Here is a 15,140-nt window from a genome sequence, read left to right as displayed (position 1 = left end):
GGGGGGGGGGGGGGGGGGGGGGTTGGCCCGAGAGGAAACGCAGGCGCTCCGCAACCGGCCGACCCACCCCCAACCCCTCCCTGTCAGGGAGGGGAGCAGGTTGTGAAGGGATTGCGGTTGTCGACACCTGCCTGCGCGGAAGGACGAAGTAGGCACACCCCCTTAGACACCGCCGTCCCCACGCGCTAGGGGTAGCGACAATGTCCGACTCCTTTCTCGACCTCGACTTGCCGGCGGTGCCGGAGGCGGCGCAGCCGTATCGGGTGCTGGCGCGCAAATACCGGCCGCAGACGTTTTCGCAGCTCATCGGCCAGGATGCGATGGTCACGACGCTGGGCAACGCCATCGCGCGTGGGCGCCTCGCCCATGCGTTCCTGCTGACCGGGGTGCGCGGCGTCGGCAAGACGTCGACCGCGCGGCTGATCGCCAAGGCATTGAACTGCATCGGCCCCGACGGGCAGGGCGGACCGACGATCGATCCGTGCGGGGTGTGCGAGCCGTGCCGCGCGATCGCCGAGGGGCGGCATATCGACGTGATCGAGATCGACGCGGCGTCGAACAACGGCGTCGACAGCGTGCGCGAGATGACCGAGGCGGTGCGCTATGCCGCGGTGTCGGCGCGCTTCAAGATCTACATCATCGACGAAGTCCATATGATGTCGACCCCGGCGTTCAACGCGCTGCTCAAAACGCTGGAAGAGCCGCCGGCGCACGTCAAGTTCCTGCTGGCGACGACCGAGGTCCACAAGGTGCCGGTGACGGTGCTGTCGCGCTGCCAGCGCTTCGACCTGCGACGCATCCCGGCGGAATTGCTGGCCGGGCATTTCGCGCATGTCGTCGAGGCCGAGGGGGTCGAGGCCGAGGCGGAAGCGCTGCAACTGATCGCGCGCGCGGCCGAGGGGTCGGCGCGCGATGGGCTATCGATTCTCGACCAGGCGATCGCGCATGGCGGGCTGGAGGGCGAGGGCGTGCGCGCCGATGCGGTGCGGCAGATGCTGGGGCTGTCGGATCGCGGGGCGATAAGGGCGCTGTTCGACCTGTTGTTGCAGAGCGACGCGGCGGGGGCGCTCAGGGCGCTGCGCCAGCAATATGATCTGGGCGTCGATCCGGCGTCGGTGCTGCGCACGCTGCTGGAGACGGTTCACGGCGTCACCATCGTCAAGGTCGGCGGGGATCGTGGGGCGGGCCAGTCGGCCGAGGAACGCGCGGCGTTCGACGGGTGGAGCGCGCTGTCGTTCCCGATGCTGCACCGGCTGTGGCAGTTGCTGCTCAAGGGCCATGAGGAAGTTTCGCGCGCGGCGCTGCCGATCGAGACGTGCGAAATGGCGCTGCTGCGGATCGTCCATGCCTCGTCGCTGCCCGATCCGGGGGCGCTGGCGAAGCAACTGGCGGCCGGTCAGGTTCCGGCGATGCCGTCGCCGGTCGCCGCGCCGCCCGAGCCGGTCGCGCCGCCGGCCCCCGAGACGATGGAGGCGGTAGCGCAGTTGCTGTCGAAGCACGGCCGCCATTCGCTGGAGGCGCAGTTCCGCAATTGCGCGCGGATGCTGCGGCTGGAGCCGAACCTGCTGGAACTGAGCGGGAGCCGGCCGTTGCCCGCCGACTTCGCGCGCGATCTGGAACAGGCGCTCAAAGGGATCACCGGGGTCCATTGGCGCGTGCTGATCGGCGAGGGCGCGGGCGAGGCGACGCTGCGCGAGCAGCACGAAGCGCGCGCGATGGATGAGCGTGCCGCGATCCTTGCCTCGCCGCTGGTGGCGGCGGCGTTCCGGGCGTTTCCCGATGCCGAACTGATCGAATGGAAGAAGGTGGAACGATGAAGAATCTCGACGATATTATGGCGATGGCGCAGAACGTGCAGAACGAGCTGACCAAGGCGCAGGCGAACCTCGACACGATCGAGGTCGATGGCCAGTCGGGCGGCGGGCTGGTGAAGGTCCGCGCGTCGGCCAAGGGGCGCATCCTCGGCGTCGACATCGACGATTCGCTGTTGCAGGTGTCCGAAAAGCAGATGCTGGAGGACCTGATCGTCGCCGCGTTCAACGACGCGCGGGCGAAGGCGGATGCGGCGAGTTCGACCGAGATGTCGAAGCTGACCAGCGGCCTGCCGCTGCCGCCGGGGTTCAAGCTGCCGTTCTGATTGCCGATCGGTAGGGCTACGCCCCTCCCTGTCAGGGAGGGGAGTTGAGTGAGGGCGGCCCGTTTCCGGCGACGGAGTGGGCCGTTCGTCGTTGGGGGCGGTTGATACGCTGCTGGAACAAGCTTCCGGGCGGGCGGTTGTTGCTGCAACCTTTCCGCAACGGAGTTCTTGTCATGGCCGAGGATCGCATCGAGACGACGACGAACGGCGCGCCGCATACCACCATCATCGAACGGCGCGGGTCGGGCGGCGGGTTGCTGATCGGGCTGGCGGTGCTGATCGCGGTGATCGTCGCGGCCTATTTTCTGCTCAATCAGGCGAACAACGATAGTGCGCGGACCGGTGCGGTGACGTCGGCGGCAAGAAGCGTTGGCGATGCGGCGGACAAGGCCGGTGACGCGGTGGAGCGGGCGACGAAGTAAGCGGTCAGGGCCGATCGACCTTCAGCATTGCCGGCCGATCTTCGTCATTTTCGGCCGCAACAGCCACCCCTTTCGTCACCCCGGACTTGTTTCCGGATCCACGGCTCGGCAATCGGTATGCCTTGAGCTTCGATTGACTGCATTTGCGGTCAGGTGGACCCCGGAACGAGTCCGGGGTGACGACGCGCGAAGGAATGTCGATCCGCTCAGTTCAGGCAGCCGTCGAGGCCCTGACGGCGGACGACGCCGATGCGGGTTTCGATCGTGCGGGCGTAGCGGCGGGTGAAGCCGGTCGGCGCAATGCCGGCGCGCTTCTTGGGCAGCGGCAGGACGGCGGCGATTTGCGCCGCTTCGCGCGGGCTCATGCGCGCGGCGGAATGTTTGAAATAGCGCTGTGTGCCGGCTTCCACGCCGTAGGTGCCGATGCCGGTTTCGGCGACGTTGAGATAGACTTCCATGATCCGGCGCTTGCCCCACATCGCCTCGATCAGCACGGTGAACCACGCTTCCAGTCCTTTGCGGAAATAGCCGCCATTCTGCCAGAGGAACACGTTCTTCGCGGTCTGCTGGCTGATCGTCGAGCCGCCGCGGATGCGCCCGCCGGTCAGATTGCGGCGCGCGGCGTTGGCGATCGCGGCATAGTCGAAGCCGTTGTGCGCGCAAAAGCGGCTGTCCTCGCCGGCGATGACCGCGCGGGCCATGTCGGGATCGATGCTGGACAGCGGCCGCCAGCTTTTGGTGACGCCGTGGCCGGTGGGGACATCGCCGAGCATCGTCAGCGTGATCGGCGGCGGGACGAAGCGCAGGATCAGCACCAGCACGACCGATAGCACGACGAAGCCCAGCACGAGCTTGATCGCCCAGCCGAGGAGGCGGCGGTGCCACGTCGTGGCGGCGGGGCGGGAGCGGGGGGCGGTGCGGGCGGCCATGCCATGCTCGCTACGCTTTGGGGGTGGGGGAGGGCAAGGTGGCAACTGCGATCGCGGCGGGAGGTGGGGCGGCGGTCGCGTGCCGCCTTGATGCTTCTCGTGCTTTCGGGGTTTGCTTGCTGGGTGCGTTGGCGACTTCGACTGCCGTCTGTGCGCTGATGGGTCGGCAATTGCGGTCGCGGCTGGAGCCGGGAGGGCATAAGTTATGGATTCCGGCCTTTGCCGGAATGACGGTAGGGGGCGGCGGTTGCGCGCCGCCCCGGTGGTTACACCGCCGCCAGCATCCGGCGGTCGCCCGCCAGACGCATCATCGCCTTTTGCAATTTTTCGAACGCGCGGACCTCGATCTGGCGGACGCGCTCGCGGCTGACGCCATAGACCTGCGAGAGTTCCTCCAGCGTCTTGGGATCGTCGGTCAGGCGGCGTTCGGTCAGGATGTGCTTCTCGCGGTCGTTGAGGTCGTCCATCGCCTCGACCAGCATGCCGTGGCGAACGTCGGCTTCCTGTGCCTCGGCGACGACCGAATCCTGCAACGGGCTGTCGTCGGCGAGCCAGTCCTGCCACTGGCTCTCGCCATCCTCGCGCATCGGCACGTTGAGCGACGTATCGCCGCCCATCGCCATGCGACGGTTCATCGAGGTCACTTCCTCCTCGGTGACGCCGAGGTCGGTCGCGATCTTGTGGAGATGTTCGGGGCTGAGGTCGCCGTCCTCGAACGCATCGAGCTTCGACTTCATCCGGCGCAGGTTGAAGAACAGTTTCTTCTGCGCGGCGGTCGTGCCCATCTTCACGAGGCTCCACGACCGCAGGATGAATTCCTGGATCGAGGCGCGGATCCACCACATCGCATAGGTGGCGAGGCGGAAGCCGCGATCGGGCTCGAACTTCTTCACGCCCTGCATCAGCCCGATATTGCCTTCGGAGATCAGCTCGCTGACCGGCAGGCCATAGCCGCGATAGCCCATCGCGATCTTGGCGACCAAGCGCAGGTGCGAGGTGACGAGCTGCGCGGCCGCCTCGGGATCGCCATGTTCCTGGAACCGCTTGGCGAGCATATATTCCTGCTCGGGTGCCAGGATCGGAAATTTGCGGATTTCCGACAGATAGCGGTTGAGGCTCGCCTCGCCGCCGAGCGCCGGGATCGTCGCCGGGACGTTGCTGCCAGTTGCCATCGTCTAAACTCCCTTTGTCCCTGTCAGGACGTGCCGCAGTGCGGCGTGTCCGACCTTATACGTGAAGATGCCCCAACAGTTCCTGCATGTCTGCCGGAAGGTCGCTATCGAACGCCAAAGCGTTTTTTAGCACGGGGTGGATGAACCCGAGATGTGCGGCGTGCAACGCCTGCCGCCGGAAGCCAAGGCGCCCCAGCAGCGACTGGAGCGCGGGCCGCCGCCCGGCATAGACCGGATCGCCGAGCAGCGGATGGCCGATCGATGCCATATGGACCCGCACCTGATGCGTCCGCCCCGTCTCCAGCCGGCATTCGATCAGCGTCGCGTCGCGCAAGGGGCGAAGCGGGCGGAAGTGCGTCACCGCATGTTTGGCATGGGGGGCACGAACGATCGCCATCTTCTTGCGATCGTTGGGCGAGCGCGCGAGCGGGGCGTCGACCTTGCCGGTCGAGGTCGTCACCCGGCCCGCAACGACCGCGAGATAGCGGCGATCGATGCTGTGATCCTTGAACTGGCTGGCAAGTCCCTCATGCGCGGCATCGCTCTTGGCGACGACCAGCAGCCCCGAGGTATCCTTGTCGATGCGGTGGACGATGCCCGGGCGCGCGACGCCGCCGATCCCCGACAATTGCCCCGCGCAATGGTGGAGCAGCGCGTTGACCAGCGTGCCGTCGAGATTGCCGGCGGCGGGATGCACCACCAGCCCGGCGGGTTTGTCGACGACGATCAGGTGATCGTCTTCATAGGCGATCGACAGCGGAATATCCTGCGCCACCGTGTCGAGCGGCACGGCGGCGGGGACGGCGATGGTGAAGCTTTGCCCGGCGGCGACCTTGCGCGACGAATCGGTGATCGGGCCGGCATCGCCCGCGACATGGCCCGCCGCCATCAGCGCCTTGATCCGTTCGCGCGACAAGTCGGCGACGACATCGGCCAGCGCCTTGTCGATCCGTTGCCCGTGCAGCCCATCGGGAATGCGTGCGGTGATCGTGGAAACCCCCCGGTCCATCCGTTACGAGATGGGAATGACGCCGGTATTTTCAAGCGAACTGCTGCTCGCCCTGCTGCGCGAGGGGGCGGCGAGTCCGGTCGAGCGCTGTGGGATCCTGCGCGGGGAGGGTGCGCGGATCGTGCGTGCCGACGCGACGGCGAACGTCGCGCCCGACCCGGCGCGGCATTTCGAGATCGATCCCGCCGCGCTGCTGGCGGCGCACCGCGATGCGCGGGGGGGCGGCGCGGGAATCGCCGGCTGGTATCACACCCATCCGGGCGGGCGGCCCGACCCGTCGCCGACCGACGCGGCGCAGGCGGCGGCGGACGGCATGCTCTGGCTGATCGTCGGCCACCGCACCGCCCGGCTGTGGCGCGCGGTGGCGGACGGGGCGGTGCATGGCCGGTTCGATCCGGTGGCTTTCACGGTCGAACTGCCCAATCGCGTTGAAAAAAAATGTCTGGCGGTCCACATGGAGGATGGCGAACGGACAGTGTCGTTCCGCCCGTCAAGGATTGCACCGCTTTGAGCCTCAGCCCCGCCGATTTCGCCAGCCTGCTGTGTTCGCGGTTGTGCCATGACCTGCTGAGTCCGGTCGGGGCGCTCAACAACGGGCTGGAACTGCTGGCCGACGAACATGACCCCGATATGCGCGCCCGCTGTCTCGAACTGCTGGCGGACAGCGCGCGGGCATCGGCCAACAAGCTGAAATTCTTTCGCCTCGCGTTCGGCGCGGCGGGCGGCTTTGGCGATTCGATCGACACGCGCGAGGCGAAGGCGGCGATCGAGGGGCTGTTCGTCGACAACCACCGGGTCAAGCTCGGCTGGATGGTCGACGCGCCGTCGCTGCCCAAGCCGGCGGTGAAGGTGCTGCTGAACCTTGCGCTGATCGCGGGCGACGCGCTGGTGCGCGGCGGGCAACTCGATGTGGGCGCGGAGACGGGCGGTGGCGGTGTCGAGATCGTGGTGCGCGCCGATGGGCAGCGCATCGTGCTCGACCCCGAACTGCGCGGCGCGCTGCTGGGCGATGCGGCGATGATGACCCCGCGCGCGGCGGCGGCGTGTCTGGTGCGCGAACTGGTCGAGCAGGGGAATGGCGAGTTGCAGGTGTCGCCGGTCGATTCGCCGGTGCTGTTGTTCGGGGCGTCGTTTCCGCCGCGCTAGACGGGATGGGTATTCAGCTTTGGCAGGGGGGATTTGCCCCCCCGCGTCATCCCCGCGCAGGCGGGGATCCATACACGCCGACGCCAGTGATGGAATCGCGCCCGTTGCGTCTATGGGTTCCCGCCTGCGCGGGAACGACGAAAAGGCGTAACATCGGCTGAATATCCCGTCCGGCCCGAGGGCCGATCGACATTCGGCATTTCCGGCCAATCCTCGTCATTTCCGGCCGAAACAGCCGTCCCTTTCGTCACCCTGGACTTGTTCCGGGGTCCACGGTTCGGCGATCGTTATGCCTTGAGCCTCGATCGACCGCATCTGGGGCTAGGTGGACCCCGGAACAGGTCCGGGGTGACGACGTGCGAAGGAAGGTCGCGTCCGGCCCACGGCTGCGCTGACCATCGGACCGATTGCGAAACGACGATCATTTTGCGATGCCTCCTGCGGGGGTGATCGATGAGCGAATCCGGGACAGGCGAAGCCGCGCGGCCATGGTTGCGCGAAATCGGCAGTATCGTGCTCGGCGTCCTGATCGCGCTGGCGATCGGCGAGGTTGCCGACGGGTTGCGCCACCGCGTCAATGCGCGGGCGACGCTGGCGGTGATACGGACCGACCTGGGCCGGAACGGCGTCAGCCTCGAGGAACGGATGATGAAGGGGCGGTGCTACCTGCGCCGCCTCGACGAGCTTCGCGCCGAGCTGGCGGCGGCGCGACGGACGGGCAGGTTGCGGCCGATCGGCGCGATCGGCCGGCCGAACATCCGGCCGTTCTATCAACCGGGCTGGAATACGCTGCTCGGCAGCGGCGAGCTGAACTATCTGCCACGTCGGCAGATCGACGGTATCACGTCGTATTTCAGCATGGTCGAAACCTATGACGAGATGCAACGGGAGGAGCAGTCGGCGTGGGCGAGGCTGCGGGTGCTGGAGAATCGGACGGGGCCGGTCGAAGGCGATCTGATGGCGGAGCTGGAAACGACGATCGAGGAAACCCGTAATCGCTCCGAGATACTGAACGTTACCGCACGGCAGATGTGGATCTTCCAGCACTATCTGGGCGTGGCGACCGATCGGAGCTTTTTCGACAACGGCACCACGGCGGCGATGGCGCGCGCCAGTGTCGTCTGTCAGCCGTTGCAGGTCGCCGCCTCCTAACCCCCTCTTAACGACCCGTCGTCCATGCTGCCCCTTACGAACGGGCGGAGCCGCATGGACGATCTGTTGCAGGAATTCATCGCGGAAACCCGCGAGACGCTGGAGCCGCTGGCCGGCGAGATCGTCGCGTGGGAGGCCGCGCCCGACGATCGTGCGCGGCTGGATGCGATCTTCCGCTTCGTCCATACGGTGAAGGGAAGCTGCGGCTTCCTCGATCTGCCGCGCCTGTCGCGCCTGAGCCATGCCGCCGAGGATGCGCTGTCCGAGGTGCGCGACGGGCGGCGGCGGCCCGACCGGGCGCTGGTCGATGCGGTGCTGGCGATCGTCGACCGGATCGGCGCGCTGGTCGAGGCGATCGATTCGGGCACGTCGCTGGGCGACGGGGACGAGGAACGGCTGATCGCGGCGCTGGCCGAGGGCGGGCCGGCGGTGGTCGAGGTGCCGGTGGCGATGCCGGCGCCCGCCGCCGGGCGGGTGGCGCAGCGCAGCGTGCGGCTGAACGTCGATCTGCTCGAACGCATGATGAGCGGCATGTCCGACATGGTGCTGGTGCGCAACGAACTGGTGCGGCGGCTGCGCGAGATCGACCTCGATCCGCAACTGGAGGCGGCAGTGGAACGGCTGTCCGCGTCGGTCGCCGACATGCGCGACGCCGTCACCCGGACGCGGATGCAGAAGATCGAGACGCTGTTCTCGGCATTGCCGCGCATGGTGCGCGATACTGCCGCGACGCTGGGCAAGGCGGTGACGCTGACGATCGACGGTAGCGACGTCGAACTCGACCGCGAGATGATCGAGGTGATGCGCGATCCGTTGCTGCATGTCGTGCGCAACGCGATCGACCATGGCATCGAGGCGCCGGCGGAGCGCCGCGCGGCGGGCAAGCGCGAGGCAGGCCGGCTGCATATCGTCGCGCGCCAGTCGGGCAACCAGATCATCGTCGAGATCGCCGACGACGGGCGCGGGATCGATACCGAGGCGCTGGTCCGCAAGGCGGTGCGCGGCGGGCGGAGCGAGGCGGAGCTGCGCGCACTGTCCGAGCGCGAACGCTGCGAACTAGTGTTCGCACCCGGCCTGTCGTCGCGCGACGTCGTGACCGAGATTTCGGGACGCGGCGTCGGCATGGACGTGGTCAAGGCGTCGGTCGACCAGATCGGCGGGCGCATCACCCTCGACAACATGCCCGGACGGGGCTTGCGCATCGTGATGCAGGTGCCGCTGACCCTGTCGATCGTGTCGACGATCATCGTGACGGCGGGCGGCCATCATTTCGCGATTCCGCGGCAGGCGATCAGCGAGATCGTCAGCCAGCGCGGGCGCAACATCCGGGTCGACACCGTCGGCGGCACGCGGGTGGCGGCGGTGCGCGACCGGCGGATGGCGGTGGTCGACCTGTGCGAGCTGATCGGCGCGGACAGCACCATCGCGCCGGGTGCGCAGATGCTGGTGGTGGTCGGCATCGGCGGCGGCGATTTCGCGCTGGCGGTCGATCAGGTGTGCGATACCGAGGAACTGGTGGTGCGGCCGGCCTGTCCGTCGGTGATGGCGTGCGGCCTGTATGCGGGGCAGACGCTGCCCGATACCGGCCAGCCGATGCTGCTACTCGATTGCGCCGGCGCGGCGCAACTGGCCGGGCTGCGGTTCGACGACACGCTGCGGCAGGCGGCGGTCGAGGAAGCGGTCGTGGAGCCGGGGATCGCCGCGCTGCTGTTCGAGGATCTCGACGGGCAGCGGCGCGTGTTGCCGCTGGCGGCGATCGACCGGATCGAGAAGGTGCCGCGCGACGCGCTGCGCCAGAGCGCGGGACGGTTGCGGATGACGATCGACGGGCGGATCGTGCCGGTCGAGGCGATGGGACCATGCGACGGGACCGGGCCGGTCGAGGTGCTGCGGCTGACCGACGGCGCGATCGAGGTGGCCTATGCGATCCGCGAGGCGATCGACATCGTGACGCTGCCGGCCGAGATGGTGCCGGCGCGACAGGCGGGGCCGATCGCGGGCGTGGTGATGCTGGACGGCGACCAGACCGAGCAGGTCGACGTGCTGTGGCTGTTCGAGCAGCACGCCGAAGGCAGCATGGCGGCGCGGGCGGCGCGGCCGACCTGCCTGCTGAGCGATGGCGGCGGATGGATGGCGACGTTCCTGCGCCCGATGCTGGAACAGGCGGGATACCGCACGATCGACCGCGCGGAGAGCGATGCCCCGCCGGCGATCGTGCTGGCGCAGGCGGGCGATGCGCATGTCGCGTCGGGCGGCGCGCCGGTGGTGCGGCTGCGCGAGGCGCTGGCCGACAGCGGCGATGGCAGCATCTATCGCTACGACCGCGAAGGCGTGTTGCGCGCGGTGCGCATGGCGGTGGGGGAATGACGATGGTCGAACTGCTGCTGATGGCGACGATCGACGGACAGGCGGTGGCGATCCGGTCCGATCAGGTGGAATCGGTGGTCGACATCGGCACGGTCACGCCGGTGCCGCTGGCAAGGCGGGCGGTGCGCGGGCTGGCGGCGCTGCGCAGCCGGGTGGTGACGGTGATCGATACCGGCGTCGCGCTGGACGAGGCGATCACCCCGCCGCCGCGTCGTCGCGCGGTGGTGACGCGGGTCGACGGGCATCATTACGCGCTGCTGGTCGATGCGCTGGACGACGTGCTGGAGTTCGAGGTGCAGCCGCTCACCCCCGGGCTGGTGCTGTGCCCGCGCTGGGCGGCGGTGGCGGACGGCATGATCGAGCGTGGCGACACGCCGGTATTGATCGTCGACCTGCCCGCCATCGTCGCGCGGGTGACGGGTGAAGGGCGGATCGCTGCGTAGCATTTCGTATCCGGCGCTTAACGCGACGCTTACGAAGTTCGGCCATGGTGACGGCGTGATAGTGGTAGAGGGTATCCGATGAAGAGCTGCCTGGTCGTCGATGACTCGAAGGTGATCCGCAAGGTCGCGCGCCATATCCTCGAGACGCTCGACTTCGAGGTGCGCGAGGCGGCGGACGGGCGCGAGGCGCTGGCCTGCTGCACCGAGCGTTCGCCCGACGTGATCCTGCTCGACTGGAACATGCCGGTGATGAGCGGCATGGATTTCCTGCGCGCGCTGCGCCAGAGCGAGGGCGGCGACCGGCCCAAGGTGGTGTTCTGCACGACCGAGAACGGCATGGCCTATATCCGTGCCGCGATCGAGGCGGGGGCCGACGAATATGTCATGAAGCCGTTCGACCGCGAAACGCTGGAGAGCAAGCTCCAGATCGTCGGCGTTTCGTAAGGCGCCGGTCGGAATGGCCCGGTGATGGCGCTGGCCCGACCTTCGAGTGATACCGTGACGCACCATGACGTGCGGGTGATGGTGATCGACGATTCGGTGGTCACGCGGGTGATCGTCGCCCGGATCATCGATGCGATGGCGGGGCATGCGGTGGTCGCGGCGGTCGGCGGGATCGGCGCGGCGCTGCCGGTGCTGGCGCGCGAGCGGATCGACGTGATCCTGCTCGATCTGAACCTTCCGGAGATCGACGGGCTGTCGGGACTGCCGACATTGGCGGCGCTGGCCCCGCACGCGGCGATCCTGGTGCTGTCGGCGACGTGCGACGACGGATCGGCGGCGGCCCTGCACGCCCGGTCGCTGGGCGCGGTGGCGACGATCGCCAAGCCCGCGTCCTCGGCGATGGTCGGGCGATTCGCCGAACGCTTGCAGACGGCGGTGAGCGCTGCCGTCCGCCCCGCCGCCGCCGTCGTTGCCCCGCAGGATGCGTGGGACGTCGTCGCGATCGGTGCGTCGACCGGCGGCATCCACGCGCTCGCCCCGCTGCTGGCGGCGATTCCCCCCGATTGCGACGTGCCGATGTTGCTGACGCAGCATCTGCCGGCATCGTTCACCGGCTATTTCGCCGGGCAACTGACGCGGCTGGCGCAGCGACCGGTGGATATCGCGACCGACAGCCTGCGCATCCGGCGCGGGCGCATGGTGCTGGCGCCGGGCGATGCCCATCTGCGGGTGGTGGCGACCACGGACGGCGCGGCGATCCGGCTCGACCGGACCCCGGCGGTGAGCGGGTGCATGCCCTCGGTCGATCCGATGTTCGAATCGGTCGCGCGGGTCTATGGCGCGCGCGCGCTGGTGGTGGTGCTGTCGGGCATGGGCCGCGACGGGTGCCGGGGCGCGGCGCGGGTGCAGGCGCACGGCGGCACGGTGGCGGCGCAGGAGCGGCAATCCTCGGTCGTCTGGGGGATGCCGGGCGCGGTGGTCGAGGCGGGGCTGGCCACGACGATCGGCACGCCCGCGCAACTGGGTGCGTTCATCGCGAAGGGACGGCGGCCGTCATGACGATGGCGATGCCCCTTGCGCCGCGCGGCGCGGCGGTCGCGACGATCGTCGCGTTGCTGGAGGCGCGCACCGGGCAGCAGCTCGACGCCGGGCGGACATGGCGGATCGACAGCGCGCTGCAACCGATGCTGCGCGAACGCGGCCTCGCCACGATCGACGAACTGGTCGCGCGGATTTCGGCGAACAGCGAACGCGGGCTGGGCGACGCGGTGGTCGACGCGCTGCTCAATCAGGAAACGTCGTTCTTCCGCGATGCCGGTGTTCTCGACTTAGTGGCCGAGGCGGTGAGCGACATGATGCGCGAGACGCCCGGCCGCAAGGTGCGGCTATGGTCGGCGGCCTGTTCGACCGGGCAGGAGCCGCTGTCGCTGGCGATGCTGTTCCACGAACGCCATCTCGCGAGCGGGCAGACGATCCCCGAGATTCGCGCGACCGACATCTCGGCGCGCGCGCTGCGCCGCGCGCGCGACGGGCGCTATACCCAGTTCGAGGTGCAGCGCGGCCTGCCGGTCCGGCGGCTGGTGACATGGTTCGACCAGCGTGGCGACCTGTGGGAAGCCAAGGCGGAGCTGCGCTACCGCGTGTTGTATTCGCAACAGAATCTGATCGCCGATCCGCCGCTGGCCGGGCGGTTCGATATCGTGCTGTGCCGCAACCTGTTGATGTACCTGTCGCCGCCGATGCGGCGGCGGGTGCTGGACCGCATCGCCTGCGTGTTGCGGCCGGGCGGGCTGCTGGTGCTGGGCGCGGGCGAGACGGTGATCGGGCACAGCGACGCGCTGGTCCCGTCGGAGCGGTATCGCGGACTCTATCGGCCGGCGCTGCGGTAGCGGCCAATCCTGTTGCGTTTCGCACGCTCCCGCCGCAAGCCGGAGGCGAAACGTGATGGAGGGTGCGGGCAAGTGGAGTGGATCGAGACGCCGTCGCCCAGTTTCAACGAACGGCGGCTGCCGGTGACGATGCTGGTGCTGCACTATACCGGCATGGTCGATGCGGCGTCGGCGATCGCGCGGCTGACCGATCCCGCCGCCGAAGTCTCGGCGCATTATCTGATCGAGGAGGACGGGCGCATCCACCGGATGGTGGCCGAGGACAAGCGCGCATGGCACGCCGGCCGGTCGCACTGGCGCGGCATCACCGACGTCAACAGCGCGTCGATCGGCATCGAACTGGTCAATCCCGGCCATGAATGGGGCTATCGCGCCTTTCCCGACGCGCAGATGGGCGCGCTGATCCCGCTGGTCCATGCGATCAAGGAACGGCATGGCATCACCCGTGGCAATGTCGTCGGCCATTCCGACATCGCGCCGGCGCGCAAGGACGATCCGGGCGAACTGTTTCCGTGGGGAAAGCTGGCGCGGTTGCGCCTTGCGCTGCCCCGCCCGGCCAGGGGACTGATGGATCCGGGCTGGAGCGACGCCGGGTTCCTGCTGGCGCTCGAACGCTTCGGCTATGACGTGACCGACGCGGTGGCGGCGGTGACGGCGTTCCAGCGACGCTTTCGCCCGGAGGTGATCGACGGGGTGGTCGACGGCGAATGCCGCATGCTGCTGCTCGCGCTGTTGTTGCCCAGGCCGCAAGGCGACGATTGAATCGCGCTGGCCGATTGGCTAGGGGCGGCTGCGTCAGAGGGTCGGGCGGCCGCGCTGCGCTTCGTGCGTATCGAGGAAAGTCCGGGCTCCACGGAAACAACGGTGCCGGGTAACGCCCGGCGGGCGGATCGTTTCGGCGATACGTTCAGGGACAGTGCCACAGAGAGCAGACGGCCTTTGGCTTCGGCCGGGTTACGGTGAAAGGGTGCGGTAAGAGCGCACCGCGCGGACGGTAACGGACGCGGCATGGCAAACCCCACCGGGAGCAAGACCGAATAGGGGCGGCATGGGGCGTGGCAACGCGCTTCGGGGCATGTTCCGGCCCGCTGCCCGGGTTGGTTGCTGGAGGCGCCACGCAAGTGTCGCCCGAGAGGAATGGTCGCCTATCCCGCTTGCGCGGGTGGACAGAACCCGGCTTATAGACCCTCTGACACTGGTTTTTGATCCGCCTTGGGTGCGTGCAGGCTCCCCTCCCTGAACAGGGAGGGGCTGGGGGTGGGTCGNGCCCCGGCCCGCGAGGGACCGGCGGCACCCGCCCCAAGCCTACCCACCCCCGACCCCTCCCTTGTCAGGGAGGGGAGAGTCTCGATCGCAATGGGTTGCGCGGCACGGCGCAACGCCTATTTCGGCAGGCCATGGCACGGCACACACGATCGAACGACTGGGGTTTTCCCCGCTGGCGCGGCTATACCGCCGGGCGCGAGGCGCAGCCGGTGCGGCTGTGCGACCGGCACGGCTGCGAGGCGCCGGGCGACCGGCCCGCGCCCAAATCGCCCAACAGCCCCGACCGCTGGTATTTCTGCGAAACGCATGCCGCCGAATATAACAAGGGCTGGAACTACTTCGAGGGGCTGAACGAGGAAGAGGCCAAGGCCCGCGAGGCGGACGAGCGGCGGACCGCCAACGGCTATGCGGCGTCGGCGTCGAACGCCTGGGCCGGATCAGGCGACGGCAGCCGATCGCGCGACGAGATGCGCGCGCTCGACGTGCTGGAGTGCGATCCCGACGCCGATTTCGACACGGTCCGCCTGGCATGGCGCAAACTGGCCAAGGTGTATCACCCCGATGTGCGGCCGGGCGATGCCGAGGCGGCGAAGCAGTTCCACGCGATCCAAGCGGCGTATGACGTGCTGCGCGTCGCCGAGGAACGGCGGAGCTGGAAGCCGGCATGAAGCGTGACGTCCGCTCGCGCTGGGAAAAGGCGGTGCTGGTGTGCGCGAAATGCTCGAAGAAGCTCGACACCGGTTTCGGCGATGACGGCAAGCCGC

At 68.6% G+C, this 15,140-nt stretch carries 16 protein-coding genes and 1 other RNA gene; 14 read left to right on the top strand and 3 right to left on the bottom strand.

The annotated features are described in order from the left end of the window. Nucleotides 1-200 precede the first annotated feature (200 nt). From ASE78_RS13235 to ASE78_RS13225, 3 genes are all read left to right on the top strand, one after another. Nucleotides 201-1,817 (top strand): DNA polymerase III subunit gamma/tau, encoded by a 1,617-nt coding sequence (locus ASE78_RS13235; RefSeq protein ID WP_056497843.1) that lies wholly within the window; start codon nt 201-203, stop codon nt 1,815-1,817. After that, nucleotides 1,814-2,137, top strand: coding sequence for a YbaB/EbfC family nucleoid-associated protein (locus ASE78_RS13230; RefSeq protein WP_055759705.1), 324 nt, complete (start codon nt 1,814-1,816; stop codon nt 2,135-2,137). Before ASE78_RS13235 ends, ASE78_RS13230 begins: the two co-directional genes overlap by 4 nt. A gap of 173 nt (nt 2,138-2,310) precedes the next feature. Beyond that, nucleotides 2,311-2,559, top strand: a complete 249-nt coding sequence (locus ASE78_RS13225) for a hypothetical protein (protein WP_056497842.1) — start codon at nt 2,311-2,313, stop codon at nt 2,557-2,559. 206 nt (nt 2,560-2,765) lie between these two features. Here the strand turns inward: ASE78_RS13225 and mtgA are convergent, their stop codons facing one another. The 3 genes from mtgA to ASE78_RS13210 all read right to left on the bottom strand — a co-directional run bounded on the left by mtgA (nt 2,766) and on the right by ASE78_RS13210 (nt 5,669). Next, complete coding sequence (gene mtgA, locus ASE78_RS13220) at nt 2,766-3,488, bottom strand: monofunctional biosynthetic peptidoglycan transglycosylase (RefSeq protein ID WP_056497841.1); 723 nt, start codon at nt 3,486-3,488, stop codon at nt 2,766-2,768. Between the two features lie 266 nt (nt 3,489-3,754). Continuing rightward, nucleotides 3,755-4,660: an RNA polymerase sigma factor RpoH gene (gene rpoH, locus ASE78_RS13215; RefSeq protein WP_055759716.1), complete on the bottom strand. Its 906-nt coding sequence runs from the start codon at nt 4,658-4,660 to the stop codon at nt 3,755-3,757. A gap of 55 nt (nt 4,661-4,715) precedes the next feature. Then, nucleotides 4,716-5,669: an RluA family pseudouridine synthase gene (locus ASE78_RS13210; protein ID WP_056497840.1), complete on the bottom strand. Its 954-nt coding sequence runs from the start codon at nt 5,667-5,669 to the stop codon at nt 4,716-4,718. A 16-nt stretch (nt 5,670-5,685) separates the two neighbouring features. On the opposite strand from ASE78_RS13210, the gene ASE78_RS13205 reads away from it, so the two are divergent. From ASE78_RS13205 to ASE78_RS13160, 11 genes are all read left to right on the top strand, one after another. After that, nucleotides 5,686-6,180 carry a Mov34/MPN/PAD-1 family protein gene (locus ASE78_RS13205; RefSeq protein ID WP_082467204.1) on the top strand — a complete coding sequence of 165 codons (495 nt, stop codon included), beginning with the start codon at nt 5,686-5,688 and terminating at the stop codon, nt 6,178-6,180. After that, nucleotides 6,177-6,815 carry a histidine phosphotransferase family protein gene (locus ASE78_RS13200; protein ID WP_055759724.1) on the top strand — a complete coding sequence of 213 codons (639 nt, stop codon included), beginning with the start codon at nt 6,177-6,179 and terminating at the stop codon, nt 6,813-6,815. Before ASE78_RS13205 ends, ASE78_RS13200 begins: the two co-directional genes overlap by 4 nt. 453 nt (nt 6,816-7,268) lie before the next feature. After that, the gene (locus ASE78_RS13195; protein ID WP_055759727.1) at nt 7,269-7,967 is read left to right on the top strand and encodes a hypothetical protein; all 699 of its coding nucleotides are present in this window, start codon (nt 7,269-7,271) and stop codon (nt 7,965-7,967) included. 54 nt (nt 7,968-8,021) lie between these two features. Continuing rightward, the gene (locus ASE78_RS13190; protein ID WP_056497839.1) at nt 8,022-10,334 is read left to right on the top strand and encodes a chemotaxis protein CheA; all 2,313 of its coding nucleotides are present in this window, start codon (nt 8,022-8,024) and stop codon (nt 10,332-10,334) included. After that, entirely contained in the window at nt 10,331-10,777 is a 447-nt protein-coding gene (locus tag ASE78_RS13185) for a CheW domain-containing protein (protein WP_321163096.1), read from the top strand. The genes ASE78_RS13190 and ASE78_RS13185 overlap by 4 nt, the downstream gene beginning before the upstream one ends. A gap of 78 nt (nt 10,778-10,855) precedes the next feature. After that, nucleotides 10,856-11,221 (top strand): response regulator, encoded by a 366-nt coding sequence (locus ASE78_RS13180; protein ID WP_055759733.1) that lies wholly within the window; start codon nt 10,856-10,858, stop codon nt 11,219-11,221. Between the two features lie 24 nt (nt 11,222-11,245). Then, on the top strand, nt 11,246-12,280 hold the full coding sequence (locus tag ASE78_RS13175; RefSeq protein ID WP_056497838.1) for a chemotaxis protein CheB: 1,035 nt from the start codon (nt 11,246-11,248) through the stop codon (nt 12,278-12,280). Next, complete coding sequence (locus ASE78_RS13170; protein WP_156351502.1) at nt 12,277-13,110, top strand: CheR family methyltransferase; 834 nt, start codon at nt 12,277-12,279, stop codon at nt 13,108-13,110. The genes ASE78_RS13175 and ASE78_RS13170 overlap by 4 nt, the downstream gene beginning before the upstream one ends. A gap of 129 nt (nt 13,111-13,239) precedes the next feature. Continuing rightward, a complete protein-coding gene (locus ASE78_RS13165; protein WP_082467230.1) occupies nt 13,240-13,872 on the top strand; it encodes an N-acetylmuramoyl-L-alanine amidase in 633 nt (210 codons plus the stop codon). Between the two features lie 33 nt (nt 13,873-13,905). Then, nucleotides 13,906-14,307, top strand: an RNA gene (gene rnpB / locus ASE78_RS13925) — RNase P RNA component class A. Between the two features lie 200 nt (nt 14,308-14,507). Further along, nucleotides 14,508-15,044 (top strand): J domain-containing protein, encoded by a 537-nt coding sequence (locus tag ASE78_RS13160; protein WP_056497836.1) that lies wholly within the window; start codon nt 14,508-14,510, stop codon nt 15,042-15,044. Nucleotides 15,045-15,140: the final 96 nt, after the last annotated feature.

The organism is Sphingomonas sp. Leaf25, from assembly GCF_001421635.1.
Taxonomy (GTDB): Bacteria; Pseudomonadota; Alphaproteobacteria; order Sphingomonadales; family Sphingomonadaceae; genus Sphingomonas.
Note: the sequence above shows the minus strand (reverse complement) of the source record. Positions and strands in the feature narration are given on the sequence as shown.

What these genes read in the sequence shown, in the direction of transcription:
- ASE78_RS13235 (WP_056497843.1), top strand. Translation starts at nt 201, where the DNA reads ATGTCCGACTCCTTTCTCGACCTCGACTTGCCGGCGGTGCCGGAGGCG.
- ASE78_RS13230 (WP_055759705.1), top strand. Translation starts at nt 1,814, where the DNA reads ATGAAGAATCTCGACGATATTATGGCGATGGCGCAGAACGTGCAGAAC.
- ASE78_RS13225 (WP_056497842.1), top strand. Translation starts at nt 2,311, where the DNA reads ATGGCCGAGGATCGCATCGAGACGACGACGAACGGCGCGCCGCATACC.
- mtgA (WP_056497841.1), bottom strand. Translation starts at nt 3,488, where the DNA reads ATGGCCGCCCGCACCGCCCCCCGCTCCCGCCCCGCCGCCACGACGTGG.
- rpoH (WP_055759716.1), bottom strand. Translation starts at nt 4,660, where the DNA reads ATGGCAACTGGCAGCAACGTCCCGGCGACGATCCCGGCGCTCGGCGGC.
- ASE78_RS13210 (WP_056497840.1), bottom strand. Translation starts at nt 5,669, where the DNA reads ATGGACCGGGGGGTTTCCACGATCACCGCACGCATTCCCGATGGGCTG.
- ASE78_RS13205 (WP_082467204.1), top strand. Translation starts at nt 5,686, where the DNA reads ATGACGCCGGTATTTTCAAGCGAACTGCTGCTCGCCCTGCTGCGCGAG.
- ASE78_RS13195 (WP_055759727.1), top strand. Translation starts at nt 7,269, where the DNA reads ATGAGCGAATCCGGGACAGGCGAAGCCGCGCGGCCATGGTTGCGCGAA.
- ASE78_RS13190 (WP_056497839.1), top strand. Translation starts at nt 8,022, where the DNA reads ATGGACGATCTGTTGCAGGAATTCATCGCGGAAACCCGCGAGACGCTG.
- ASE78_RS13185 (WP_321163096.1), top strand. Translation starts at nt 10,331, where the DNA reads ATGACGATGGTCGAACTGCTGCTGATGGCGACGATCGACGGACAGGCG.
- ASE78_RS13180 (WP_055759733.1), top strand. Translation starts at nt 10,856, where the DNA reads ATGAAGAGCTGCCTGGTCGTCGATGACTCGAAGGTGATCCGCAAGGTC.
- ASE78_RS13175 (WP_056497838.1), top strand. Translation starts at nt 11,246, where the DNA reads ATGGCGCTGGCCCGACCTTCGAGTGATACCGTGACGCACCATGACGTG.
- ASE78_RS13170 (WP_156351502.1), top strand. Translation starts at nt 12,277, where the DNA reads ATGACGATGGCGATGCCCCTTGCGCCGCGCGGCGCGGCGGTCGCGACG.
- ASE78_RS13165 (WP_082467230.1), top strand. Translation starts at nt 13,240, where the DNA reads ATGCTGGTGCTGCACTATACCGGCATGGTCGATGCGGCGTCGGCGATC.
- ASE78_RS13160 (WP_056497836.1), top strand. Translation starts at nt 14,508, where the DNA reads ATGGCACGGCACACACGATCGAACGACTGGGGTTTTCCCCGCTGGCGC.